Raw genomic sequence first — 24,059 nt, 5'->3', positions numbered from 1 at the left:
CGGTCACACCGCCAGCGTCGTGCGGGTGGCCGCCAGCCCGGACGGAGACACGCTCGCCACCGCGAGCGACGACCAGACCGTCCATCTGTGGAGCGTGGCCGACCCGAGCCGTCCCACTCCCCTGGGCCAAATCACCAAGCACAAGGGACTCACCTACTGGGCGGCGTTCAGCCCCGACGGAAACACCCTCGCCACGACAAGCAATGACCAAACCATCCGCCTTTGGAACGTCACCGACCGGGCCGGCCCCGTTCCGTTCCGGAAACCGATCGCGACACACAACAGGTACACGGCGCCGGTCGACTTCCACCCCGGCGGACACATCCTCGCGACGACCAGCGACGACCAGACCGTCCAACTGTGGAACACCGTCGACCCCGACCGCCCGACCGCCCTTGGCCCACCGCTCACCGGCCACACCGGCTACGTCAACTCCGTCGCGTTCAGCCCCGACGGGCAACTGCTGGCCACCGCGAGCAGCGACAAGACCGTCCGGCTGTGGGACGTACGGGACCCGACCCACCCGGTGCCTTTCGCGCATGTGCTTTCCGGCCACACCGGGCCCGTGACGCACGCCGTCTTCGCACCCGACATGCGAGTCCTCGCCACCGCGAGCGACGACAAGACCATCCAGCTGTGGGACGTACACGACCCGAACAATCCGACCGCGCTCGGGCCACGCATCAACGGCCACAACGAGTCGGTGAGCTCCGTCGCGTTCAGCCCCGACGGACAACTGCTGGCCACCGCGAGCAGCGACAAGACCGTGCGACTGTGGAGCCTGCACGACCCGGCGACCCCCAAGCCCCTTGGGGAGATCCTGACCGGACATACGGCGGGCATCCGCTCGCTGGTGTTCGGCCCCGAGAACAGCACACTCGCCACGGCGAGCACCGACAGCACCATCCGCCTGTGGGACCTGGACGGCGAACGCGCCATCAAGCGGATCTGCGCGACCACCCGAGGCGTGTTGACGCCCGAGCAATGGCACCAACACATCCCCCAGCTTCCCTACGACCCACCCTGCGCCTAAACGGCGAGCGGGGGGCTCAGGACAGGCTCGTCGTTGTGGTGGGATGGATCCGCGCGACTCCTCTGCGCCAGGGGAACATAGGGTACCCGGCTGTAGTCTCGCCGCTTTAGTTCATCACCCAACCACAGAAGCTCGGCGCAGTACCTGTCATATCCGATTTCTTTGCGCCTGGTCTTGATAAACGGCGCGTAGTGCTTGACCGTATTGATGAGTCGCGGTCCACAGAGGGAGTCCATCACTTCGATGTCGTAGACTCCGCTGGCCACGCCGACCGAAAGGGTCTCAAGGTGACCGAGGTACTCCTTGAGCACGCTGGCGGCAGCAGCATCACCGGCCGCTATGCGTTTCAGGAATGCCGCGACATCTCGTCCATCCCAGTCATCAGGAAGCTCTTTCCTCAGGGCTGCCCATAAAGGAGTCAGAACGCGACCCTCTTACGCAGCAACTTGTCCGCAGCTGGCTGCAGTCCGAGCAGGTGCCGCGCCTCACCGACCCAAACGGGCGGTTCGAATCTGTTGTCAGTGATCAGGGTGATCGACAGGGCGATCTCGTCGGGCCCGGGCGGGACAGCGGGCAGTGCGAGGAGGCCGGCGACGCGTGCCGTCAGGAGTTTGAAGGCTTCGTACGATGGGCTTCCCGAACTGTCCCAACTGTCCAGGAGTTGGCCCGACGGCTGGTACCACGACGGCGTCGCCACACCGATCGGCCGGTCGTTTTGGATGGATTTCCGCAGCGTCTGATATGCCTGTCGGAAACATCCGAGGAGGTGGATATCGTCGTTATTCAGGGTCCGCTCGGTCGCGATCTTCATGATCATTGTCTCGACTCGGGCGTCGGCCGTGCAGCTACGGCGGTACAGCTCGTGGCGGAGGGCCTGGCGATCCTCCAGAGGAAATTTGTCACGGAGGATGCCATCCCACTCTTTCCAGATGCCGAAGAAGTCGCCGTATGCGGCGTAGAAGGACTGGACCGTAGCGAGATCCTGCTCGCGATGCTTGCGTGTGAGGTCCCACTTCGCGGTCACGCGGTTGCCGACAAACCAGCCGAGGGTGAGGGTCGCGAGCGCGGTAACGAGTGATGGAAGACCGTTGATGACGATGTGGCCCAGCGAGTCACCCATTGACGCGTTGCCCTATCGCTCGTCGGTGAGGCGTACGCCTGGCGCGAACGCGTTCAGCGCCTGGGCGAGCTTGTCGGTGTCCAGCCGCCAGCCTTTCAGCGGTTTGCTGAACGCCTCCCGGTTGCCGCGGCGCACGGCGGTGATCACCGGCAGGTACGGGGCCTCTCGTTGACGGGACAGGCGTACCGCCCGCAGTTCGGACCACGGCACGTGCCGGGTGGTCGGCTCGTAGCTGGTCGGCGCTCCACCGAGCGTGAGGCCGGACTCGTCCACGCGCAGCGCCGCCAGCACCGTGGCCCGGATGCCGAGGACGAGCAGCACCAAGCCGCCGCCACCAAAGACGATCAGCTCGACCAAACGCACGGCCGCCGGCAGTGGCACGAACAGGCCGCCGAAAACGAACGCGGCGCAGACGAACAGCAGCCGCGCATAGCCGCCCGGGAACCCGTACCTCACCTCGTACCCCTGCACGGTCGACATGACGTTGATCGTGCCAGGCGGCACCCGCGCAGGCCGACCCGGGAGCGCCCGGATGCGGAGCTGATCCTTGCTGATCTTCGCCGCCGGCGCTGACCGTGCCTAGACTCGGGCTGATGAGTACCTTCGTGTTGATCCACGGCGCGGGTGACGTCGGCTGGTACTGGCATTTGGTCGCGGCCGAGCTGGACGCGCACGGGCACGACGTGGTGGCTCCCGACCTACCGGCCGACGACGATTCGGCGCAGCTGACCGACTACGCCGACGCGGTGGTGACGGCCGTGGGTGACCGGACGGACCTTGTTGTCGCGGGACAGTCGTTCGGCGGGTTCACCGCATCGCTGGTCGCCGACCGGCTGGCGGTGCGGGCGCTGGTATTCGTCGCCGGGATGATCCCGGCACCGGGCGAGCGACCCGACGACTGGTGGACCAACACCGGCTACCGCGCCGCGGTACAGGAACAGGCGGCTCGCGACGGTGGCCTGACCGGCAACGACGACCCGTACGTGTCCTTCTATCACGACGTGCCGCGGGCGCTGGCCGAAGAGGCGATGAGCAAGGAGCGGAACCACCCCTCGTCCACCGCCATGCGGGTGCCCTGGCCGCTGATGGCGTTGCCGGACGTGCCGACCGGGTTCGTGCTGTGCACGCAGGACCGCTTCTTCCCGCCCGACTTCATGCGCCGGCATGTGGCCGAGCGCCTGGGCAGCGTCCCCGACGAGATCGCCGCAGGTCACTGTGTCGCGCTCAGCCGGCCGAAGGAGCTGGCGGACATCCTGCGGCAGCACGCCCGCACCTGAGATGTGGGAAGGTCCATGCCGACAACGATGCGTGCCGTCGTCCTCACCGCGCCCGGACCGGTGGACAACCTGCAGATCCGCGAGCTGGCGGTCCCGGAACCGGCGCCGGGGTGGGTGCGGATCGCGGTGCGGGCGTTCGGGCTCAACCGGTCCGAGTTGCACCTGCGGCGGGGACTGGCCGAGGGTGTGCGGTTCCCGATCGTGCCCGGTATCGAGGCTGTCGGCACGGTGGACGCCGCACCGGGCAGCGACCTGCGCCCCGGCGAGCAGGTGGCCGCGCTCATGGGCGGAATGGGCCGCGCCTACGACGGCGGGTACGCCGAGTACACCGTCGTACCTCGCAGTTCGGTGATCCCGTTCCACTCCGACCTGCCGTGGGCGGTGCTCGGCGGCGTACCGGAGACGTTGCAAACCGCGTACGGCTCGCTGACCACCGGGCTGGACCTGCGGCCCGGGCAGACGTTGTTGATCCGCGGCGGCACCTCCGCGCTCGGCTACGCCACCGCCGCCCTCGCCAAGGATCTGGGCGCCACCGTCCTGGCCACCACCCGCCAGAAAGATCGGCTGGACACGCTCGCGGCACACGGCGTCGACCACCCCATCCTCGACGGCGGCGCCGTCGCCGCCCAGGCCCGCCGCATCGCACCGGACGGCGTCGACGCCGCACTGGAACTGGTGGGCACACCGACCCTGCCCGACACCCTGGCCGCGACCCGCGTCCACGGCACCGTGTGCTTCGCCGGGATGCTGTCCGACCAGTGGACCGTCCCCGACTTCTACCCGATCGGCTACCTGCCCACCGGCGTCCGGCTCACCGCCTACGGTGGCGAGGCCATCGACCTGCCCGCCCCGGTGCTGCAGCGCTACCTCGACCGGATCGCCGGCGGCACCTTGAGCCTGGGACCGTCCCACACCTACCGGCTGGACCAGATCCGCGAGGCGCACCACGCCCTGGACACCAACACCGCCAGCGGGAAACTCGTCGTGCTGACCGGATCGGAGTCGTAGTCGTTCAGCGCCTGAAAGGCAATCATTCGAGCGCCACAGCACCAGCGCTTCGGGCTCGGAGTGCGTTGCGTTGTCGCGGGTTCAGGCGGTCTGGCCGGGTGGTGACGGCGTACGTGTCGGCCCCGGTTGAGGTCAGTGCGAGTGGGTCGGCGAGGGCTGGTCGACATTCGATGGCGCTTAGGGCGTCGGTGACCCGCTTTCGGGGCCAGTCCAGCGCCGCGGCCAGTTCGTCGGCGGCGAGTGGCTCGGCGGCGTAAATAAGGGCGGCGAGCACGGTGTGCGCATCCTGCACGACCATGTCGGCGAGAACGCTGTGGCTCATCTGCTCGCTCAGCCACGCGAAGAACTGGCCCATCTTGTGCAGCCGGGCTCCGGCAGGCGTGTCGGCACCGAGGATTTCGGCTCCTCGCTGTGCCGCGGCCGCGACCTGAACATGCGCACCGGTGTCGGCCCGCCAGGCCCGTAGCCACACGTCGTCGACGATGACGTAACGCTCACGGCGGCTGCCGGCGTCGGGCCCACGGACGACCAGTTCCATCGCTTCGAGGTAGCCGATGGCCTTGGACACCGAAGCCGGGCTGACCTGGAGTTGGCGGACCAACTCGGCGGCCGTCAGGCTCCCGGAGTCGCAGGTGAGCAGGCTGACGAACACGCGGGCGCTCATCCGGGGCAGACCGGTGCCGGCCAGCAGGGCCGCGAACGGTTCCGCGAAGGCGCGCACCGACTGGGTCGGGCGCCGATCGCTGGCTGGTTGCTGCGTCTGGGTCAGCTTGCGACGCCGGGGGCGCGTCGTGCCGCGGCGTACTGCGCGCGGTCGGCCCGGTAGTCGCCAGGCTCCCCGTTGCGCGCGACCTCGCGGCTGATCGTGGACGTCGGCCTACCCAGCCGCCTGGCGATCTCGGCGTACCCCAGCCCGTCGTCCAGCGACGCCGCGATCTGCCGGCGGTCCTCGTGAGTCAGCCTGGCTCCGGGCATCGGATGGCCTCCGCGTCGTCGATGGATCTTCGCGCCAGTTTTGCATTCGTCGACATTCCATTGCAACGGCGGCCTCGATTGCATTAGCTGGCAGACCTGTTGCAACGGCCGAATAATCGTTGTCCTGTAACGGGTTTGACGATTACAGAAGTTGACGGAATGCAAAATGCAACGTAGCTTTCCTAGGCAGGAGAAGGAGGACGGGAGATGCACGTCATGGTCGTTTCCACCGTGTCGGACGAGAAACGCTTCTGGGCCGGGTTGAAGAAGGCGCATGGCCGGCTCCCCAGGGAGGCCAGATGGACGCTGGCGGTGGCGAGCACCGACGGCACGAAGGCGGTGAACGTCATCACGCACGACTCGGTCGACGCGGTCCGCGGCTTCTTCGAGGAGCACGCGGGCCCCTTCGCCACGACGGAGTACTTCGAGGCGGACGCCGCCAACGCTGTCGGCCTGCCGAAGTAGCCCCGCTGATGCCGATCGACACGCGACGGGTGCGCGCCCGGATCCACGAACTCCTTGCCGAGTACGGGATTCCGAGCGCAGTGGTCGGTGTGCTTCATGAAGGCGAGGTCACCGACTTCGCCGTCGGCGTCGCGGACGTGTCGACGGGCGAGCCCGCAACGACCGACACCATCTACCAGTGCGGCTCCATGACCAAGACCTGGACCGCCCTGGCCCTCATGCAGCTCGTAGACGAAGGGAAGGTCGGCCTGGACGAGCCGGTGCGAACCCACCTGCCCGAATTCCGGGTCGCCGACCCCGAGGTCGGTGCGAAGGTCACACCGCGCCATCTGCTGTACCACACCAGCGGCATCGAGGAGGACTTCGGCGACCCGGGCGAGGACGACGACGTGTACGAGCGCATGGTGGCCGACATCGCCGACGCTCCCCAGGTCCACCCGTTGGGCCACACCCACGGCTATAGCGCGGCGCTGGGCTACGCGATCCTCGCCCGCATCATGGAAGTGCTCGACGGCAAGCGGTGGGACACCATCATGAAGGACCGGCTCTTCGACCCCCTCGGCTTGACCGGCACAACCAGTTGCCGTACCCAGGTGGACCACCGGCGGGCCGCGACCGGGCACCTGATCCGGTCCCTCGACGAAGGCCCCATCGTCACACCGGTGGACTACCTGCCGCGCTGCTTCGGCCCTGGCGGCAACGTCAACTCGACAATCCGGGACGTGCTCACGATGGCGCACATCTTCCTCGACGCGGGCAAGGCGCCGAACGGGACCAGAATCGTCTCGGCCGCCGGCATCCAGGAGATAATGCATTCGCGGGTACCGCTGCCTGACCCGTACATGTTCGGGCCGGCGTGGGCCCTCGGGCTCATCGTGTGTGACTGGCACGGCGAGACGGTCTACGCGACCGATGGCAGCACCATCGGCCAGAACGCGCGACTGCGCATCCTGCCCGACTCGAACACCGCTATCGCGATGCTGACCAACGGTGGACCACGAGAAACCTTCTACAAGACCGTATTCAACGAGATCCTGACCGACCTCGACGCGGCCACGATCCCGGACCTACCGCGACCAGACCGGCCTGTTGACCTCGACCTGCCCAAATACGAGGGCGTCTACGGGCGGCCCGGCACGCGCTACGAGGTGGCGGCCGAAGGCGGCAACCTTTATCTCACCTTGGCCCTCGATCCGGTACAGGCGCAATTCCTCGGCAAACCGGACCGCATCAGGTACGAGCTGCTTCCGGTCAGCCACACGCATTTCCTGATGCCCTCGAACGATCCGCTTGAGGACACCCAGACCGTCGCCATCTACGACTTCACGCATGGCTGCGCGCAGTACCTGCACACCAACTGCCGGGTGAACCCCAGACTGGGCTAGAGGTGGGGCAGGATGTCGGTGGCGACGGCGTCCAGCACAGCCTCGTCCCCGGCGTACCAGCCTGCGGCGCGAGGCCAGTAGGTGACGGTATCGGTGAAGCCGTGCTCGGCGGCCCGGCCGACCGCGTCGGCGAAATACTCGATGCTGGACAGCGAGTAGACCGGCGACGCCGGGTCGAGCATCAGATAGCGGTCCACAGTGGATGGATCCCGCCCGGTAGCATCGAGGGCGTCGTCGAAGCGGTGCGCCATTTCGGATACGGTGCGCCACCAGCCGTCCACGTCATCGGAGCGGGTGCCGGTGGTTACCCAGCCGGCGCCGTAGCGGGCGGCCAGGCGCATGGAACGCGGTCCGGTGGCGGCCACGACGAACGGGACGCGAGGCGATTGCACACAGCCTGGCGTGCTGCGCGCGTCGACCACCGCGTAGTACTCGCCGTGCCGGGTAACCGGCTCGCCGCGCAGGATGGCGTCGAGCAACTCCACGAACTCGGTGAACCGGTCGACCCTGCCGCGCGGCGTAAGCGGTCGTTGGCCAAGTACGTGGTTGTCGTAGCCAGCGATGCCGCCGGCGCCGACGCCGATCACGAGCCGGCCGCCGCAGATGTCGTCCAATGCGGTGATCTCGCGGGCGAAGTGGGCAGGATGGCGAAAGTGCGGCGAGGCGACCATCGTGCCCAGCCTGATCCGGGAGGTGGCCAGGGCCGCCGCGGTCAGCGTGGGTACCGCGTCGAACCAAGGCCCGTCGATCAGGTCACGCCAGCCGATGTGGTCGTACGTCCAGACGTGCGCGAAGCCGTACGACTCCGCACGCCGCCACCGATCCGCAGCGACCGACCATCGCTGATCCGGGAGGATCAGAATCCCTACCCGCATAGCCTCGGACGCTACAGGGCGGGCCGGGAGGATAGGAGGCTGGCTATGCCGTCCAGGAGGCGCTGCAGGCCGAACTCGAAGGTTTCGTCCCAGCCAAGGCTGAAGGCGTCCTCGCTGAGCGCGGCCATCGCCGGGTAGCTGCCGGACGTCATCGCCTTGCTCAGCACGGGGATGTGGTTGCGCCAGAACTCGTCGTCGGTCACGCCGGTCTCGTCGGGTAGCGCGGCCTGCTGGACGCGCTGCCGGGCCAGTCCGGTGACGAACCCGTCAACCATGATCATGATGGAGATCTTCTCCTGGTCGGTGACGGGGAGGCCGGCGAGGCCGCGGACGAACACCTCGACGCTGGCGAGCGTGTTCGGTCCCATCACGGGGCGGGTCCAGTTGATCTGCAGGAGCCAGGGGTGCCGCAGGTACATCTGGTACGAGCCGCGTGCCACCATCTCCACCACGGCTCGCCAGCCGGCACCTGCCAGGCCGGCGGCCTCCTCCCCGGGTCGCTGACCTTGTCCAGCATCAGGGCGAGCAGTTCCGCCTTCCCGGGGACGTGCCGGTACAGCGACATGGTGCCGGCACCCAACTCGGCGGCGACCCGGCGCATGGAGAGCGCGTCGATGCCCTCGCGGTCGGCCAGGGCGATCGCGGCGTCCACGATCCGGTCGAGCGTGAGGCTCGGCTTGGGGCCGCGGGCGGGCCGGGCCCATTCGCCCCAGAGCAGATCGATGGTGCGGCGCAGTTGCTCGGTGGGGTCGTGCTGGCTGGTCATCGTGGTCATCCTAATAACCGGATGGATTCTGGGTACGGCGTACGCTAAGCTGCGTACAGCGTACCCAGTTTTGGAGGACTCTTGCCTGGATCCGACTACGCGGTGGTCGCGCACGGCCTGCGCAAGCGATACCGCGACACCATGGCCCTGGACGACCTGCATCTCGCCGTGCAACGCGGCACGGTCTACGGCCTGCTCGGGCCGAACGGCGCCGGCAAGACGACCGCCGTGCGCATCCTCACCACGCTGATCCGGGCGGACGGCGGTCGCGCCGAGGTTGCCGGTCACGACCTGCGGACCCAGCCCCGCCTGGTGCGCCGCCGGATCGGCCTGACCGGGCAGCAGACCGCCGTCGACGACACGATCACCGCCCGGCAAAACCTGGTCATGTTCGGCCGGCTGTTCCACATTGGAAAGGCGGCGGCCCGGCGGCGCGCCGACGAACTGCTGCACCAGTTCGGCCTGGCCGACGCCGCCGACAAGGCTCCAAAGACGTTCTCCGGGGGCATGCGGCGCCGGCTGGACCTGGCCTCCAGCATGATCCTGGCGCCGGAGGTGCTCTTCCTCGACGAGCCGACCACCGGGCTCGACCCGGCCGGGCGGCGGGAGGTGTGGCAGCAGGTCAGCAGCCTGGCAAGCGCCGGCACCACCGTGCTGCTGACCACGCACTACCTGGACGAGGCGGACAAGCTCTGCGACCGGATCGGCGTCGTCGAGCACGGCCGAAACCTGGTCGAGGACACGCCGGACGGGCTCAAACGCCGGATCGGCAACGAACGGCTCGAGGTCGTCGCCGCCGAGCCCGACGACCTGCCCCAGATCACCGCGCTGCTCAACAAGGCCGCCGCCGCCGGCACCGAGGCCACAGTGGACAGCACCGGCCTGGCCGTGAGCGTGGCGGTGACCGATGGAGTCAGGGTTCTCACCGAGATCGCCGTCGAGCTACGCGAGCGGGCCATCACGGTGGCGGACCTCGGGCTGCGCCGACCGACGCTGGACGAGGCATTCCTTCACCTGACCGGACACAGCAGCACTGCGGAGGCCGTCAAATGACCACAGTGGACCTCGTGCCGGACCTGGACGACTCGCTCGCCAGCCGCGCCCGGTGGGCGGTCGCCGACAGCTGGACCGTCGTGCTCCAGGAGCTGACGCACCTGGTCCGCCAGCCCTCGATGTTCGCCTGGCAGCTCGGCTTCCCGATCGTCATGGTGCTGATGTTCGTGTACGTCTTCGGCAGCGCGATGGACGTCTCCGGGCAGGGCGCCGGCGCCGGCTACCTCGAGTACGCCATGCCCGGCCTCTTCGCACTCACCATGGCGTTCGGGTTCATGAACACCGCCTTCGCGGTGGCCCTGACCAAGGAGAAGGGCTTCATCGACCGCTTCCGGTCCATGCCGATGGCCTCTTCGGCGGTGGTCACCGGCCGCGGCGTCGCGGACCTCATCCACGCCACCGTCGATCTGTTGATCCTCGTCGTGATCGCCCTCGTTCTCGGCTGGCGCTCCGGCGGTGGCCTCGGCGACACCCTCACCGCGTTCGCGCTCCTGCTCTGGCTACGGTTCGCGCTCATCTTCGTCGGCATCTACCTGGGGCTGCTGGTGAAGAACAGCGAGATGGCCGGCAACCTCTTCGCCCTCGCGTTCCCGTTCGGGATGGTCTCCTCGGTGTTCGCCCCGCCGGGCCTGATGCCGGGCTGGCTAGGCGCGATCGCCGCGTGGAACCCGGTCTCCTCCACCGCGGGCGCCATCCGGGAGCTGTTCGTCTCCCCCGCCGTCTCCAGCGGCTACTGGATCGAGGCACACGCGACGACGGCCGCGATCCTGTGGCCGGCCGCCATTACCGCCATCTTCCTGCCCCTCGCGGTGCGGCGCTACCGGAACCTCAGCCGCTAGGGCGGCAATCATTTGAGGCCCGAGTGGGCGATGCCTTCGACGAACTGGCGTTGGGCCAGGACGAAGACGACGAGCATCGGCAGTACGGTCATGGTGGCGGCCGCGAGTTGGGTGTTCCACATCTGTCCGCCGTAGGCGTCGGTGAACCGGGTGAGTGCCTGCGGCAAGGTGAACAGCTCAGGTGACGTGATGTAGACGGTTGGTTCCAGGTAGAGGTTCCAGGAGGCGAGGAAGGTCAGGATCGCGACCGCGGACAGCGCCGGCTTGGCCAGTGGTACGCAGATCCGCAACCAGATCGCCGGCCGGCCGAGACCGTCGAGCCGGGCCGCCTCCTCCAGTTCGACCGGAAGCGCGATGAAGAACTGCCGCATGATGAAGGTGGCCAGGACACACGGCGCGGCCAGCGCGGTGACCAGGATCAGCGGCCAGTGGGTGTTGATCAGGCCGGCCCGTTTGAACAGCTGGAACAGCGGCACGATGGTCACCTCGCTGGGCACCAGCAGGCCGGCCAGCACCACCAGGAACAGGGCATTCGCGCCGGGGAACCGGATGCGGGCGAAGGCGTACCCGGCGAGGCTGGAGACGAGCAGGGTGATCAGGGTGACCAGTACGGCGATGTAGACACTGTTCAGGTACTGCCGGGCGAACGGCTGGAAGGTGAAGGCTTCGGTGTAGGCGGCCAGGGTGGGGTGGTCTGTCCACAGTGACGGCGGGGACGCGAAGATTTCGGAAAGTGGCTTCACCGAGGAGGCCACCATCCAGATCGTCGGTATCACGAACGGGATCGCCAGTACGCCCAGCGCCCCCACCAGGAGCGCACGGCGTCCCCATCGTGCGGACTTACTGCTCATAGAAGACCCACTTCCGGCGTAGCTGCCACTGCACGAGCGTGAGGATCATGACGAAGCTCAGCAGCAGCAGGGCCAGCGTCGAGCCGTAGCCGATGTCGTTGAACTCGAATGCCTGCTGGTAGACGTAGTAGACGAGCACCGTGGTGCTCAGCTCCGGCCCGCCCTCGGTCAGCACGGCGATCTGCGCGAACGACTGCAACGCACCGACCACCGTGACGATCACGGCCAGCAGCAGCGTCGGTGAGATCAACGGCAGGGTGATCCTGGCGAAGATCGCGCGGCTGCTGGCCCCGTCGATCCGGGCGGCTTCGTACAACTCCCCGGGCACGCCCTGCAGCGCGGCCAGGAAGAGCACCATGTTGATCCCGACGCTGCGGATGACCTGGGTGATGATCACCGAGGCCATCGCGGTGCCGCCGTGCTGCAGCCAGTTCGGGCCGGTGATGCCGACCGTACCGAGAAGGCCGTTGATGCCGCCGTTGTCCTGCAACAGGAAGCCCCAGACCAGGGTCCAGGCGACCACGGAGACCACGACCGGGGAGAAGAACAGGGTCCGGAACAGCGTGACGCCGCGGAACCGGCGGTTCAGCAGGACAGCGATCAGCAGGCCGAGGGTGATGTTGACGATCACGACGCCGCCGGAGAAGACGGCGGTCGCCAGCAGCACCCTCGGCAGTTGCGGATCGCTGGTCAGCGCCGCGTAGTTGTCGCCACCGACGAAGGTCTGCCGGCCGGTGAAGATGTTCCAGTCGTTGAGGCTGTACCAGATGGCCATCCCGACCGGCAGCAGGACGAACAGCGCGACCCCGGCGAGCTGCGGCGCGATGAACAGGTATCCGGTCAGCACATCGCGCCGGCGGGTGGTCCAAAACGACATCACTTGGACAGGATTGGTTGGATCGCCGCGCACACCGAGTCCAGGACCGCGGGGATGTCCGCGTCCGCCTTCCACATCGCGTCCAGGGCGGTCTTGCCCTTCTGGGCGATCTCGGCCGGACTGGTGTGGTTGGGCAGGGTGACCGCGCCCGGCAGCTGGTCGACCACCGCGGCCTGCAGCTGAGCGGCGTTCAGCACCTTGTTGTTCGCGGCGAGCTTGGCACCGGTCAGCAGCGACTTGCGCGGCGGCGGGAAGAACTGGGCCAGCTTCTCGGCGTTGGCCGGATTCGTCAGGTAGGCGAGGAAGTCAGTCGCCTGGTCCTTGTGCTTGCCGGAAGCGAGGACGCCCACGCCGGCCTGGCCGAGTACGGCGTACCGGCCGGCCGGGCCCGCCGGCAGCGGGTACAGGCCGAACTTGAACGAGCCGGTCAGGAGTGAGGCGCGGGAGACCTGGGCGATGGTGAAGGCGGCATCGCCGGCGAAGAAGTCCGCCGTGGTGCCGGGGCCGGGCATCGCCTTGGTCGTGAACGCCGCGTCGTGCAGGAAGGTGAACGCCTGCCGCATCTGCGGGCTCCCGAAGGTGCAGGTCTTGCCGTCCGGACTCCACGCCGCCGCGCCCCAGCCGGTCCAGACCGTGGCCAGCGTGTTCCACGACTTGTAGTCGAAGTCGCGGATGACGAAGCCCGCCTTGCCGGTCTTGGCGTGCACGGCCGCGCCGGCCGCGGCGACCTGATCCCAGGTCAGCGTGGCCGGGTCGATCTTCTGCCCGGCCGCGGCCAGCAGGTCGGTGTTCACATACAGGGCGAACGGCGAGTTCGAGAACGGGTAGGCGTACAGCGTGCCGTCCCGGCTGAACTCCGCGGTCGCGCTGTCCACCAGGTCGTCGTACCCCCAGCCCTCGGTGGCCTTCAGCTTGTCGGTCAACCCGACCAGCGCGTCGGCGGCGATCAGGTCCTTCGACAGGTCGCCCATCCAGGCCAGGTCGGGGGCGTTGCCGCCGGCGATCTGCGTGGTCAGGGTCGTGTTGTAGTCGGCGAACGGCAGGCTCTCGAACGTGATCGAGGTGACCTCGGGGTGGTCGGCCCGGTAGGCGTCGCCGATCGAGTTGAGCAGCTTGAGCTGGGCGTCGTTCGAGGTCCAGACCGTCATCCGCAGCGCGACGTCGGTGGCGTTGCCCGTCTCCGATCCGGTGGAGGACGAGCCGCAGGCGGCCGTCAGCGCCAGCGTGGTCGCCAGCGCGAGCGCGCCGAACGGTTTTATGTTCATGGTGGGTCCTTTCGTGCGTTTCGGATTTGCTAGTAGCCGGCGATCTCCGGCCAGTGGAGTTCGACGCCGGCCTCGGTCAACCGGCCCTGGAGCCGGTCGACGAGGGTCGCGTCGGTCGCGATCTGCTGCGGGCTCAGGCCGCGGTCGAGGCAGAAGGCCACGAGTTCGCCGGCCGATTCGCCGATGTTCCACTCGACCGGATGCAGCCGGTAGGCGCCGTTGGTGATGTGTGTGGTGCCGATGTTCTTGGCGGCCGGCACCAGGTTCTTGGTGCCCACCGGTACCAGCGCGCCGAGCGGGATCTCGAACGGCGCGCACTCGACGTCGATGTAGTTGTCCCCGCCGGTGGAGGGGTGCAGGTCGATCCGGTACATCCCCACACCGACCGAGCCGTCGAACCGGGCCGGGCCGTCGTACCCCGGGCCTTGATCGAGATGTCCTGCTCGCGCACCGTGGTGAGCGCCCTGATCCGCCGGGACTCGCGGATGTACGGCGCCTGCGCGAACCCGTCGTCGGTGCCGACCAGGTCGCCGCGGAGCCGCAGTCCCGGCCAGCCGCGGCCGCCGTCCGGGCGAGGTGCCTCGGTCTGCAACCAGTACACGTACGCGCGGGACTGGGCCTTCGCGGCGATCAGATGCGACAACCGGTCGTCGGTGTCGATGATCGAACCGCGGACGTAGTCCAGCTGCGGCCAGTTGGCCAGCACGATGTCGCTGTCGTAGAGGCCGTCGACGAAGTTCTGCCGGGCGGCGATCCGCCGGAACTGCCACAGGTCCCGGTCGCCCGAGTCGAACCGGGGATCCCCCGTTGCGTCACTGGCGGGGTTGACGTTCATGGTCCGCTCTTCCGGCACCAGGGTCCGCGGGTTCGGAGCGGTGAAGGACAGCATCGGCGCGCCCCAGAACGGCAGCTCGAACGAGCGCCAGAAGTCGTAGTCGTCCGGTCGCGCGATGGTGTGCTCGCCGGCGACGTGATCGAAGACGAAGCACCAGGCGATCGACTGCACGTTGCCGGCATCGGCGACCTCGGCGGCGCTCGGCTCACCGGTGTCGGCTCGCGCCTCGGCGCCGACGACGTACTCGGTGCCGGTCAGCGGCAGCAGGTCACCGGTCTCGGTGCCGTCCAGGACGAACTCGGCGGCGAGCACCGTCTCGGCGCCGGTGCGCGGGTTGGCGACCGTGACGGTGCGTACCGTCGAGTCGCTCACCTCGGCGGCGACCGGCACCGCGGGCTGCAGGACGGTCAGTCGCCCGCTCGACCGGTACGGCGCGAGCAGCGCGGTGATCACCGCATGGGCCACCCGGGGTTCGTGGCACAGCCGGCTGACCCGGCCACGGCCCGGATTCAGCTCCCGGTCGGCGCTGGCCGCCGGCGACAGCGGGTAGTGATCGCGGTAGTAGCGACGGATCCCGTCCCGCAGCGCGCGATAGCGGGCGGTGACGCCGAACTGCTCCACCCAGATGTGCTCATCGGGCGGCACGGCCTGCGAGGTGAGCTGCCCACCGAGCCAGGCGTACTCCTCGGTCATCACCACGCGGCGGCCCCGCTGCAGCAACGCGAGCGCGGCGGCGACGGAGCCGAGGCCGCCGCCGATGATCGCCACCTCGGTAGTGATCCTGTCGGTCATCGCTCGTCCGTCCGCTCGACGATCGTGTCCCCCGGCTCGACCGCCGCGACCAGCAGGCGCCGCGTGTCCATGCCCGCCCACTCGTGCGGGTCGGTGGTGATGAGGAGCCGCAACAGATCGAGCGCCTCGGCCGCCAGCTGTTCCCTGGGGACGTGGAAGCCGGCCAGGGTCCGGCCCTCGACGCGATGGCCACGCACCTCGCCGAGGGCGGCTACGGAGATCTCGTCTGGCACCGCGACTCCGGCGCCGGCCAGCGCGTACACGACGTCCTCGGTCAGGAACGCGTCCTCCGCGATGATCAAGGTGGCGCCGGTCGCCCTGGCCAACCGGGGCAGCTCGGTGATCCGCTCCTCGCCCACCAGCAGGAAAGCCAGCCGGCCCGCGGCCGAGGCGGCCTCGACGGCGCCGCGCCGGTCCCGCGCGGTCGGTGTGTCCCGGCCGCGGTGAACGTACAGCGCCTGCCGATGCCCGGCGGCCGCGGCCTGATCGATCAGTGTGGTGGTCGGGGTGATGTAGTCGATGGCGACGTGCGGCACCGCGACGGCGGTCTCGTCCCGGCGGCCGATCGCGACGAACGGGAACTGCTCGGCGACCAGCCGCTCCAGCTCGGACGTGACCATCTGCTGCCCGAGCAGGACACAGCCGTCCGTCAAGCGCAGCCGGGTCTTTCGGTGGAAGAGACTCCGGGTGCCGTTCTCGATCGGCGACGAGGTGAAGAACAGCAGATCCCAGCCGATCCGCTCGGCCGCTCGCTCGATTCCGTTCAGCAGCGGACCGTAGAAGTCCATGCTCTCGGGGGACAGCGCGACCTCGTAGGTGAAGACGCCGATGATCTGGTTGTCCAGACCGGCCAGCCGGCGCGCCGCGGGGTCGGCGACGTAGGTGAGCTGCTCGATCGCCTGTTTGACCCGCGCCCGGGTCGCTTCGGGGATGCGCACGTTATTACCGTCGCGGTCGTTCAGCACCACCGACACGGTGGTCTGGCTGACCCCCGCGAGCTCGGCGATCTCGCGCTGGGTGACCCGGCGAGGTCTCGATGGCATCGGTCCTCCGTCGTGATAATGCCTATCTTCAAGGACTGGCAGTGACCTTAACCCAGCAGAAACCACAGCGCAATGACCTCTTGACACTCGGGTTCCGCTCTGGGAGCGTGCCGTTCACGAACGTGAAGATAGGCATTATCAGGCAGGAGTGGACCATGACACTTCTCAACCGCCGCGGCTTTCTCGGCGCGACCCTCGCGGCCGGCGTCGTACTCGTCGCCGAGCCGTCACCGACCACCGCGCACGCCGCGGCTGGCGACGTCACCCTGACCGCCGGCGGCATCAGCCTGCTGGCCAGTCCCGGCGGCCGGCTCGCGATCCGCGACGCTGGCGGCGTCACCCGGTCGGCCGGGTCGAAGTTCCAGGTCAAGGACCGCGTCACCGGCATACACCTGTCCACCGGCGGCACCCCGACGCTGAGCGCGCTCGCGGACGGGACGCCAGCGATCCGGATGGACTACACCTTCGCCGCCGCGGCCGGCCCGACCACCGTCACCGGCTGGTTCAGCGTCGCCACCAACCACGCCGTACTCGAATGGCGGGTCACCGGCGCGGACACGCTCGTCCCGGACGGCTTCCTGTTCAGCCGGGCGATCCAGGCACCGACGGTGCCCGACGACTACATCGCGATCACGGAATGGGTCCGCGACTCCCGCGGCGGTATCCCGTACGAGGACACCGTCGGGGTGGCGCACACCTCGACCTGGGGCAGCCTGCACGGCCTGTTCCTGCTGGACCGGTCGCGGCAGGCATGGACGAACGCGACGTGGGTGCACGCACCGGGAGCACCGGACCCGGACGGCGGGTGGACCAGCCGGGCCGACTTCTTCTTCTCCGCGACCCGCCCGTCGGCCACCGCCACCATCGGCCGCGGCCGCGAACTCGGCCTCGAACTCACCACCAACCGCGACTTCAACCTGTACGAGTCGGCCGGCGAGCAGATGGAGCTCACCGCCTTGGTGGCCAACGGCGGCGCCGCCCGAACAGTCGAACTGGAGCTGCGGGTACGCAGCTTCGACGGCGTGCTGCTGGCCGCCACGACCGTGACCGGCAGCGTCACCGCGGCCGGCACCTGGCAGCACACCTTCACCCTGACCGCACCGCCCGGCGGGATCGCGCTGGCCGAAGTGGTGGTCCGGTCCGGTGCTGACGAAGCGTTCGCCCGGACCAACCTGGCGACGCTGCCGCCGTACGACTACCAGGCCGGCGCGGACAGCATGTTCGGGATCGCCAACTATCCATGGCTGCAACGACCGAGCGCCGACGCCGTGCTGGACCTGTGGGAGCGGGTGGGCATCGGTCTGGTCCGGATCGCGTACGACGGTGGCCCCGGGCTACCGCCCGCCGCCTTCGACGCGCGCGGCATCCGGCACAACATCGAACTACAGCCGTCGCTGGAGGCGACCGACGCCGAGGCGGCCACCTGGGCCGCGGACAAACTGGCGGTGGCGGTGGGCGCCGGCGCCGGCTACTTCGAGGTCGGCAACGAGCTGAACCGGCCGTTCAACACCGGTGCCGCCGCGCAGTCCTATCTGGACAAGGCGCTGCGGCCCGTCTTCGACCGGCGGGCCGCCACCGGCGACACGGTCAAGCTGATGAACAACGGGCTGGCCGGGATGGACAGACCGTGGGTGGAGAACTTCATCGCGGCGGGCGGCTGGGACCTGATCGACGCCTTCGCCTACCACCCGGGACGCGGCAACTTCACCCCCGACTACGTACCGCCGGGTGACGACTGGGGCACCGGCTCCGACGGCAGCTACTGGAACTTCTATGGCGGCCTGCGACAGCTGAAGGCGCTGATGGCCGAGCACGGCGAGAAGGAGATCTGGCTGACCGAGGCGTACGCCCCGACCAAGCCCAACAGCTGGTGGCACGACACCTACCGGCACGCCGCGGAGAACGTGCTGCTCACCTTCGCACTGGCCAAGGCCGAGGGCATCCGATGCGTCTGCTGGTACCAGTTTCACGACAGCGTGCTCGGCATGCCGCAGGTCGCCGACCCGGACAACGTCGAGTACCACTTCGGCCTCATGAACCGCGACCTCAGCCCGAAGCCGTCGCTGCTGGCCTACGCGACCGCGGCTCGCACCCTCGACCAGGCCACCTTCCGGGGCCGGCTGACCTTCGCCGACCCGTTGACCTTCGGCTTGTGGTTCGACACACCCACCGGCCCGGCGGTCGTGCTGTGGAACCGGGCCGACGGCTACCTGCTGAACACCACCGGCCAGCGCACCGACTGGCACTTCCCGGCCCCTGAGGTCTGGGTCGACCCCTGGCCGACCAAGACACCGCTCACGGTCACCGCCCGTCCCGCCACCGCCGTACGAGGGGTGGACCCGATCGGGCAGGTCCGGCAGCTGCCGGTCACCAGGGGCGCGGTGACGCTGACCCTCGACGGCGCGCCACGGATCTACTACGGACTCCTGCCACGGCCGGACGGCAAGGGTCGCTACACCCTCGCGGGCTGCCGCCCTACGGGTGTGCGAACCGAACGGTGATGGCCAGGCCGCCTTCGGGCCGGGCGCTGGTGGTGAGGGTGGCGTGGTGGGCCTGGGCGACGGCGTTGACGATGGCGAGGCCGAGACCGTAGCCGTCGCGGCGGCTGCGCCGGTCGGGCGCCAGTCTTTGGAAGGGTTGGAAAAGGCGCTGGATCTCGTTGTCGGGGATGACCGGCCCGCTGTTGGTGACCGTGAGGCTCACCTGCGTGCCGGAGGTCTCGGTGGTGATCCGTACGTGCCCGTCAGGGTGGTTGTGGCGGATGGCGTTGTCGATGAGGTTGGCGATGAGGCTTTCGACCAGCCTCGGGTCCCCGGCCGTCACCGCGGGCGCCAGGTGTTCGGCGAGGGCGATGCCTGCCTGTGTGGCTTGGTCGCGGCGGGACGCGAGCACTCCCGTGGCGACGTGGGCGAGGTCGAGGGTGTCCCTGCGGGTGAGGCCGCGCTCGCTGGTGGCCAGGGCCAGGAGTGCCTGGACGAGCCGTTCCTGGTGTCCGCCCAGCGCGAGGGCCTCCTGGCAGGCCGTGCGCAGAGCGTCGGCGTCTGCGTCCGGGTCGGCGAGGGCGACTTCGAGGAGGGTTCGCAGGCCGGCGAGGGGGGTGCGTAGCTCGTGGGAGGCGTTGGCGACGAAGTGTCGCTGAGCGTCGAAGGAGGCTTGGAGGCGGGCGAAGAGGTCGTCGAGGATGTAGCCCAGTTCGGTCAACTCGTCGGCGGGTCCGCCGAGGTTGAGGCGCTGGTGGAGGTTTCCGGCGGAGATGGCGGTGGCGGTGGCGGTGATGGCCCGCAGGGGCCTGAGGAAGCGGCCGGCGACGAACCAGCCGGCGGCGAGGGCGATGGGGATGAGGATGGCGAGCGCGACGGCGGAGCCGACGAGGAGCTGGTGCGGGCCGATCCCGTTCCCGTCCCCGGTGCCGGTGACGGTGGCCGGCGCTGAGCTGTGGGCGGGAATGGTCGACTGGATGCCGGCCAGGGGGACGGTGACGATGGCGAGGACCACGATCCCGGCGACGTAGATGCCCGCGGCGTAGAAGAGCGCGAGCCGGGCCTGGAGAGACCGCCTGGTCACGATTCCCCGATCCGGTAGCCGCCTGCACGGATGGTCTGGATCACTGGCGGGTCGCCGAGTTTGGCCCGCAGCCGGTGCATGGTGTGCTTGACCGCGGACGTGAACGGGTCGGCCGCTTCGTCCCAGACCCGTTCGAGGAGTTCCTCGGCGGACAGGACCAGGCCAGGCGAGCCCAGCAGGCATTCGAGGAGCGCGAACTCCTTCGTGCTGAGCTCAAGACGCCGGCCGGCGCGGAACGCCACCCGGCGAGCCGGGTCCAGGGTGATGTCCCCGCAGGTGAGGGTGGGCGGAAGCGGCGGGGTGGCCCGGCGGGCCAGGGCTCGTACCCGGGCGACCAGTTCGGCGAAGGCGAACGGCTTGGGCAGGTAGTCATCCGCGCCGAGACTGAGTCCGTCGACGCGATCTTCGATCGTGTCGGCCGCGGTCAGCATCAACACCCGGGTGTCGGAGCGGTCGTTGACGAGTTGCCGGCAGATCTCGTCCCCGTGGACGCCGGGCAGGTCGCGGTCGAGGATCACCACCTCGTAGCGGGTGACGGCCAGGCGGTCGAGGGCGGCGGTCCCATCCAGGACGACGTCGACGGCCATGCCCTCGCGGCGCAGCCCCGTGCCGATGGAGCGGGCGAGGACTTCGAAGTCCTCGACGACGAGGACCCTCACCGTGTGGGGAGGCCGAACCGGCCGGGTCGAGGTGCCATGCCCTTCACGATGCCAGACCCCAGGTCGCAGCCGGGTCGCAGCCGCTGCGACCGGGCTGGAACCGGGTGCCGCGTACAACCGTCGGCATGAATCCATCAGGAATCGTCGTCGCCGGACTGCGCAAGCGGTACGGGGCCACCCTGGCCCTCGACGGCATGTCCTTTACCGTCCGTCCGGGTGTGGTGACCGGCTTCGTAGGGCCGAACGGGGCCGGGAAGTCCACCACGATGCGGGTGATCCTGGGCCTGGACGCGGTCGACGAGGGCACCGCGCTTATCGAGGGCAAGCCGTACCGCAGCCTTCGGCACCCGCTGAACCACGTCGGTTCACTGCTGGACGCGGCGGCGCTGCACCCCGGCCGGAGTGCTCGTAACCACCTGCTCTGGCTGGCCCATTCACAGGGCCTGGCCGCGCGGCGGGTGGACCAGGTGCTCGAGCAGGTCGGCCTGACCTCGGCGGCCCGGCGTAAGGCCGGCGGGTACTCGCTCGGCATGCAGCAGCGGCTCGGAATCGCCGCTGCCCTGTTGGGCGACCCGCCGATCATCATGCTCGATGAGCCGTTCAACGGCATGGACCCCGACGGCATCATCTGGATGCGTGGCTTCCTGCGGTCGCTGGCCGCTCAAGGCCGCGCCGTCCTGGTGTCCAGCCACCTGATGAGCGAGGTGCAGGACACCGCCGATCACCTCGTCGTGGTCGGACGGGGCAAGGCCATCGCCGACGCCGGCGTGGCCGACCTGATCGCGGCCGCCTCCGGCGGCCGGGTGGCCCTGCGGACCACGGCCGGCACCCACGCGATGAGGGTGCTCGCGCATGCCGGCGCGACCGTGGCGACCACCGGCCGCGACACCATCACCGTCTCCGGCCTGCCCGCGGATCGGATCGTGGCGCTGCTCAGCGAGAACGCGGTGCCGTTCTCCGAGGTATCGGCGCACCGCGCCACCCTTGAGGACGCCTACCTGGCGCTCACCCGCGAGGCGGTCGAGTTCCGCGCCGCGACGCCCACGGCGGTACCACGGTGACCCCCGGCTTCCTCCGGTTGCTGCACGCGGAATGGACCAAGTTCCGGACGGTCCTGGGCTGGGTGACCGGCATGACGGTGGCGGCACTGATGGTGGTGCTGGTCGCCCTGCTCGCCGGGGTCAGCAGCGATCAGAAGGGCGCACCGCCCGTCCCGATCGGACCGGGCGGTGAGCCGGTTACCGACAGCTTCTACTTCGTACGCCAGCCGCTGGCCGGAAACGGCAGCATCACTGTCTCCGTTTCCGCGCTCACGACCAGCGTCCCCCAGGGCCTCGGAGACCTGCGGCCCGGCGTCGTGCCGTGGGCGAAGGCCGGGCTCATCATCAAGCAGAGCACCCGCCAGGGATCGCCCTACGCGGCGATCATGGTCACCGGCAGCCACGGCGTACGGATGCAGGACAACTACGTCCACGACACGGCCGGCCTCCCCGGCCCCGTCTCCGCCGCGTCGATTCGCTGGCTGCGACTGGACCGCTCGGGCGACACGATCACCGGGTACGCCTCCACCGACGGCACGCACTGGACCAAGGTGGGCACCGTGCACGTGACGGGGCTCGGACCGACCGCGCAAGGCGGGCTGTTCGTCGCATCCCCGCAGGCGGTGGCGGGCCTGGGCACGACCGGCAGCGTGTCGACGGCCGCCTTCGGGGACCTTCGTTTCCAAGAGGGCTGGACCGGTGGCGACTGGACCGGCGATCAGGTGGGAGCCGAGTCCCCCACCTTCGCCGGCTACCCGCCGCCCGCGTCGGGCTCGTTCGCAGAATCCGGCGGCGGCTTCACGGTGACCGGCGCCGGCGACATAGCGCCCGCCGTCCGCTATTCCTTGCCGACCGCCGGCACCCTCAGCAACATCCTCACCGGCACGTTCGCCGCGCTGATCGCGGTGATCGTCGTGGGGGCGCTGTTCATCACCACGGAGTACCGAAGGAAGCTGATCCACGTCACCCTGGCCGCCAGCCCGGGACGGAGCCGGGTGCTGCTGGCCAAGGCGATCGTGCTGGGAGCCGTCACCTTCGTCGCCGGGCTGGCGGGAACGGTCGTCGCGGTTCCGCTCGGCGTGCGGCTCTCCCGGGCCAACGGCGTGTACGTGTTCCCGGTGACGTCCTCGACCGAACTACGAGTGGCGGTCGGGACCGCGGCGCTGCTCGCGACCGCCTCGATCCTGGCACTCTCCGCCGGCGCCATCTTCCGGCACAGCGCCAGCGCGGTCACCACCGTCATCGTGGCCATCGTGCTGCCCTACATCCTGATCGCCAACCCGTTCATGCCCGCGAGCGTGGCGAACTGGCTGACCCGCGTCACGCCGGCCGCGGCTTTCGCCGTCCAGCAGACGCTGGTGCAATACCCGCAGGTCGCAAACCCTTACACGCCATACAACGACTACTACCCGCTGGCGCCGTGGGCCGGGCTCGCCGTTCTGGCCGGCTACGCGGCGGTCAGCCTGGCCATAGCGGCAGTCCTTCTCCACCGGAGGGACGCATGAGAACGGCCCTGCACGCGGAATGGACGAAGCTGCGGACCGTCGCCAGCCCACGATGGCTGCTGCTCGGCATGATCGCGGCGACGGTGGCCCTCAGCGCCGGGGCGACCTCGGTGGTGACATGCACGTCCGCTAGCTGCGGCGGCGACATGACCAAGCTCAGCCTCATCGGCGTGGTGCTTGGCCAAGCGCCGGCCGCCATCCTGGCCGTGCAGGTCATCAGCGGCGAGTACAGCACCGGCATGATCCGCACGACACTGACGGCGATGCCGCGTCGGGTCACCGTCTTCGCCGCCAAGGCAATCACTCTCATCGGCGTCGTGGCCGCGGCCGGCACCATCGCGGTGCTGGGGTCGCTGCTGGCGGGGCGGCTCATCCTGCCCGGCGGGAGCTTCACCTCAGCCGGCGGGCCAACCCTGCGCGCCGCCGTCGGGTCGATCCTCTACCTGACCCTGATCGCCCTGCTCAGTCTCGGCATCGCCGCCATCGTGCGGGACTCCGCGACCAGCATCGGGGTCATCCTCGGCCTGCTCTACCTGCTCCCCGTCCTCTCCCAGGTGATCGGCGACGCGCACTGGCGCCGTCTGCTCCAACAGATCGCACCGACGAGCAGTCTTGGCGTCACCGCCGGGTGGGCCGCCGGCGCGCTCGTGGCCGGCGGCCTACTACTACGCACACGCGACGCCTAGAGACCTTCCAGATTTACCCCGGTCCGTGTCACGTGCGGGCCGCATGCTCCCGCGGGCACCGCGCAGGTCGGCGGCTCGCAGAGCGAGCCGAAATCCCCGACCCGCGCTGCCAGGTCCGCGAGACAAGCCCGCCCGGGTCCAACAGG

Annotated in this window: 26 protein-coding genes and 2 pseudogenes; 12 read left to right on the top strand and 16 right to left on the bottom strand. The window is 69.2% G+C overall.

Annotated elements, in window-relative coordinates:
* Positions 1-19: 19 nt before the first annotated feature.
* Both Prum_RS55315 and Prum_RS52355 read left to right on the top strand, forming a co-directional pair.
* Positions 20-460, top strand: a pseudogene (locus tag Prum_RS55315) (WD40 repeat domain-containing protein); the annotation flags it as partial.
* 105 nt (positions 461-565) lie between these two features.
* Positions 566-1,033 (top strand): WD40 repeat domain-containing protein, encoded by a 468-nt coding sequence (locus tag Prum_RS52355; RefSeq protein ID WP_246278279.1) that lies wholly within the window; start codon positions 566-568, stop codon positions 1,031-1,033.
* Here the strand turns inward: Prum_RS52355 and Prum_RS55825 are convergent.
* The 3 genes from Prum_RS55825 to Prum_RS34730 are packed head-to-tail and all read right to left on the bottom strand — an operon-like array spanning position 1,030 to position 2,633.
* Positions 1,030-1,434, bottom strand: a complete 405-nt coding sequence (locus Prum_RS55825; RefSeq protein ID WP_425571389.1) for a DUF4760 domain-containing protein — start codon at positions 1,432-1,434, stop codon at positions 1,030-1,032. The two genes, Prum_RS52355 and Prum_RS55825, sit on opposite strands and share 4 nt — an antisense overlap.
* 17 nt (positions 1,435-1,451) lie before the next feature.
* Positions 1,452-2,153 (bottom strand): hypothetical protein, encoded by a 702-nt coding sequence (locus tag Prum_RS34735; RefSeq protein ID WP_173080497.1) that lies wholly within the window; start codon positions 2,151-2,153, stop codon positions 1,452-1,454.
* A 12-nt stretch (positions 2,154-2,165) separates the two neighbouring features.
* The gene (locus tag Prum_RS34730) at positions 2,166-2,633 is read right to left on the bottom strand and encodes a hypothetical protein (RefSeq protein ID WP_173080495.1); all 468 of its coding nucleotides are present in this window, start codon (positions 2,631-2,633) and stop codon (positions 2,166-2,168) included.
* A 113-nt stretch (positions 2,634-2,746) separates the two neighbouring features.
* On the opposite strand from Prum_RS34730, the gene Prum_RS34725 reads away from it, so the two are divergent.
* Entirely contained in the window at positions 2,747-3,430 is a 684-nt protein-coding gene (locus Prum_RS34725; protein ID WP_173080493.1) for an alpha/beta fold hydrolase, read from the top strand.
* 27 nt (positions 3,431-3,457) lie between these two features.
* Positions 3,458-4,438 carry an alcohol dehydrogenase catalytic domain-containing protein gene (locus Prum_RS34720; protein ID WP_173080491.1) on the top strand — a complete coding sequence of 327 codons (981 nt, stop codon included), beginning with the start codon at positions 3,458-3,460 and terminating at the stop codon, positions 4,436-4,438.
* Between the two features lie 22 nt (positions 4,439-4,460).
* Here the strand turns inward: Prum_RS34720 and Prum_RS52350 are convergent, their stop codons facing one another.
* On the bottom strand, positions 4,461-5,159 hold the full coding sequence (locus Prum_RS52350; RefSeq protein WP_246278278.1) for a GbsR/MarR family transcriptional regulator: 699 nt from the start codon (positions 5,157-5,159) through the stop codon (positions 4,461-4,463).
* A 44-nt stretch (positions 5,160-5,203) separates the two neighbouring features.
* Entirely contained in the window at positions 5,204-5,413 is a 210-nt protein-coding gene (locus tag Prum_RS52345; protein ID WP_371871301.1) for a helix-turn-helix domain-containing protein, read from the bottom strand.
* 207 nt (positions 5,414-5,620) lie between these two features.
* Between Prum_RS52345 and Prum_RS34710 the strand changes: the two genes are divergently transcribed.
* Positions 5,621-5,878, top strand: a complete 258-nt coding sequence (locus tag Prum_RS34710; RefSeq protein ID WP_173080489.1) for a hypothetical protein — start codon at positions 5,621-5,623, stop codon at positions 5,876-5,878.
* An 8-nt stretch (positions 5,879-5,886) separates the two neighbouring features.
* On the top strand, positions 5,887-7,263 hold the full coding sequence (locus tag Prum_RS34705; protein WP_173080487.1) for a serine hydrolase domain-containing protein: 1,377 nt from the start codon (positions 5,887-5,889) through the stop codon (positions 7,261-7,263).
* Here the strand turns inward: Prum_RS34705 and Prum_RS34700 are convergent.
* Genes Prum_RS34700 through Prum_RS49930 form a run of 3 tightly spaced genes read right to left on the bottom strand, consistent with a single transcriptional unit; the run spans position 7,260 to position 8,904 of the window.
* Positions 7,260-8,138 carry an LLM class flavin-dependent oxidoreductase gene (locus tag Prum_RS34700; RefSeq protein ID WP_173080485.1) on the bottom strand — a complete coding sequence of 293 codons (879 nt, stop codon included), beginning with the start codon at positions 8,136-8,138 and terminating at the stop codon, positions 7,260-7,262. The genes Prum_RS34705 and Prum_RS34700 overlap by 4 nt on opposite strands.
* Before the next feature lie 11 nt (positions 8,139-8,149).
* Entirely contained in the window at positions 8,150-8,581 is a 432-nt protein-coding gene (locus tag Prum_RS49935) for a TetR/AcrR family transcriptional regulator C-terminal domain-containing protein (RefSeq protein ID WP_246278660.1), read from the bottom strand.
* Complete coding sequence (locus Prum_RS49930) at positions 8,506-8,904, bottom strand: TetR/AcrR family transcriptional regulator (RefSeq protein WP_218577480.1); 399 nt, start codon at positions 8,902-8,904, stop codon at positions 8,506-8,508. Before Prum_RS49930 ends, Prum_RS49935 begins: the two co-directional genes overlap by 76 nt.
* 81 nt (positions 8,905-8,985) lie before the next feature.
* Here Prum_RS49930 and Prum_RS34690 point away from each other — a divergent pair, with 81 nt between their 5' ends.
* Together Prum_RS34690 and Prum_RS34685 are read left to right on the top strand one after the other, a co-directional pair.
* Positions 8,986-9,957: an ATP-binding cassette domain-containing protein gene (locus tag Prum_RS34690; RefSeq protein ID WP_173080483.1), complete on the top strand. Its 972-nt coding sequence runs from the start codon at positions 8,986-8,988 to the stop codon at positions 9,955-9,957.
* On the top strand, positions 9,954-10,796 hold the full coding sequence (locus Prum_RS34685; protein WP_173080481.1) for an ABC transporter permease: 843 nt from the start codon (positions 9,954-9,956) through the stop codon (positions 10,794-10,796). The genes Prum_RS34690 and Prum_RS34685 overlap by 4 nt, the downstream gene beginning before the upstream one ends.
* 8 nt (positions 10,797-10,804) lie before the next feature.
* Here Prum_RS34685 and Prum_RS34680 read toward each other — a convergent pair whose 3' ends face one another.
* The 6 genes and pseudogenes from Prum_RS34680 to Prum_RS34660 all read right to left on the bottom strand — a co-directional run bounded on the left by Prum_RS34680 (position 10,805) and on the right by Prum_RS34660 (position 16,459).
* Complete coding sequence (locus tag Prum_RS34680) at positions 10,805-11,647, bottom strand: carbohydrate ABC transporter permease (RefSeq protein WP_173080479.1); 843 nt, start codon at positions 11,645-11,647, stop codon at positions 10,805-10,807.
* Positions 11,637-12,524, bottom strand: coding sequence for a carbohydrate ABC transporter permease (locus Prum_RS34675; RefSeq protein WP_173080477.1), 888 nt, complete (start codon positions 12,522-12,524; stop codon positions 11,637-11,639). The genes Prum_RS34680 and Prum_RS34675 overlap by 11 nt, the downstream gene beginning before the upstream one ends.
* A complete protein-coding gene (locus Prum_RS34670; RefSeq protein WP_173080475.1) occupies positions 12,524-13,789 on the bottom strand; it encodes an ABC transporter substrate-binding protein in 1,266 nt (421 codons plus the stop codon). The genes Prum_RS34675 and Prum_RS34670 overlap by 1 nt, the downstream gene beginning before the upstream one ends.
* Positions 13,790-13,818: 29 nt before the next feature.
* Entirely contained in the window at positions 13,819-14,163 is a 345-nt protein-coding gene (locus Prum_RS54010) for an FAD-dependent oxidoreductase (RefSeq protein WP_281369073.1), read from the bottom strand.
* Positions 14,164-14,279: 116 nt separating this feature from the next.
* Positions 14,280-15,416: pseudogene (locus Prum_RS34665) on the bottom strand (FAD-dependent oxidoreductase); the annotation flags it as partial.
* Complete coding sequence (locus tag Prum_RS34660) at positions 15,413-16,459, bottom strand: LacI family DNA-binding transcriptional regulator (RefSeq protein WP_173080473.1); 1,047 nt, start codon at positions 16,457-16,459, stop codon at positions 15,413-15,415. The gene Prum_RS34660 and the pseudogene Prum_RS34665, both read right to left, overlap by 4 nt.
* A gap of 155 nt (positions 16,460-16,614) precedes the next feature.
* On the opposite strand from Prum_RS34660, the gene Prum_RS34655 reads away from it, so the two are divergent.
* Complete coding sequence (locus Prum_RS34655) at positions 16,615-18,960, top strand: hypothetical protein (protein WP_173080470.1); 2,346 nt, start codon at positions 16,615-16,617, stop codon at positions 18,958-18,960.
* Here the strand turns inward: Prum_RS34655 and Prum_RS34650 are convergent.
* Together Prum_RS34650 and Prum_RS49925 are read right to left on the bottom strand one after the other, a co-directional pair.
* The gene (locus Prum_RS34650) at positions 18,935-20,023 is read right to left on the bottom strand and encodes a sensor histidine kinase (protein WP_218577479.1); all 1,089 of its coding nucleotides are present in this window, start codon (positions 20,021-20,023) and stop codon (positions 18,935-18,937) included. The genes Prum_RS34655 and Prum_RS34650 overlap by 26 nt on opposite strands.
* The gene (locus Prum_RS49925; RefSeq protein WP_218577478.1) at positions 20,020-20,682 is read right to left on the bottom strand and encodes a response regulator transcription factor; all 663 of its coding nucleotides are present in this window, start codon (positions 20,680-20,682) and stop codon (positions 20,020-20,022) included. Before Prum_RS49925 ends, Prum_RS34650 begins: the two co-directional genes overlap by 4 nt.
* A 125-nt stretch (positions 20,683-20,807) precedes the next feature.
* Between Prum_RS49925 and Prum_RS34645 the strand changes: the two genes are divergently transcribed.
* From Prum_RS34645 to Prum_RS34635, 3 genes are read left to right on the top strand one after another with little or no spacing between them, the layout of a single operon-like run.
* Entirely contained in the window at positions 20,808-21,743 is a 936-nt protein-coding gene (locus Prum_RS34645; RefSeq protein WP_173080466.1) for an ATP-binding cassette domain-containing protein, read from the top strand.
* A complete protein-coding gene (locus tag Prum_RS34640; RefSeq protein WP_173080457.1) occupies positions 21,740-23,227 on the top strand; it encodes an ABC transporter permease subunit in 1,488 nt (495 codons plus the stop codon). The genes Prum_RS34645 and Prum_RS34640 overlap by 4 nt, the downstream gene beginning before the upstream one ends.
* On the top strand, positions 23,224-23,913 hold the full coding sequence (locus Prum_RS34635) for an ABC-2 transporter permease family protein (RefSeq protein ID WP_173080455.1): 690 nt from the start codon (positions 23,224-23,226) through the stop codon (positions 23,911-23,913). Before Prum_RS34640 ends, Prum_RS34635 begins: the two co-directional genes overlap by 4 nt.
* The last annotated feature ends 146 nt before the right edge of the window (positions 23,914-24,059 follow it).

This window comes from Phytohabitans rumicis, from assembly GCF_011764445.1.
GTDB classification, from domain to species: domain Bacteria; phylum Actinomycetota; class Actinomycetes; order Mycobacteriales; family Micromonosporaceae; genus Phytohabitans; species Phytohabitans rumicis.
Note: the sequence above shows the minus strand (reverse complement) of the source record. Positions and strands in the feature narration are given on the sequence as shown.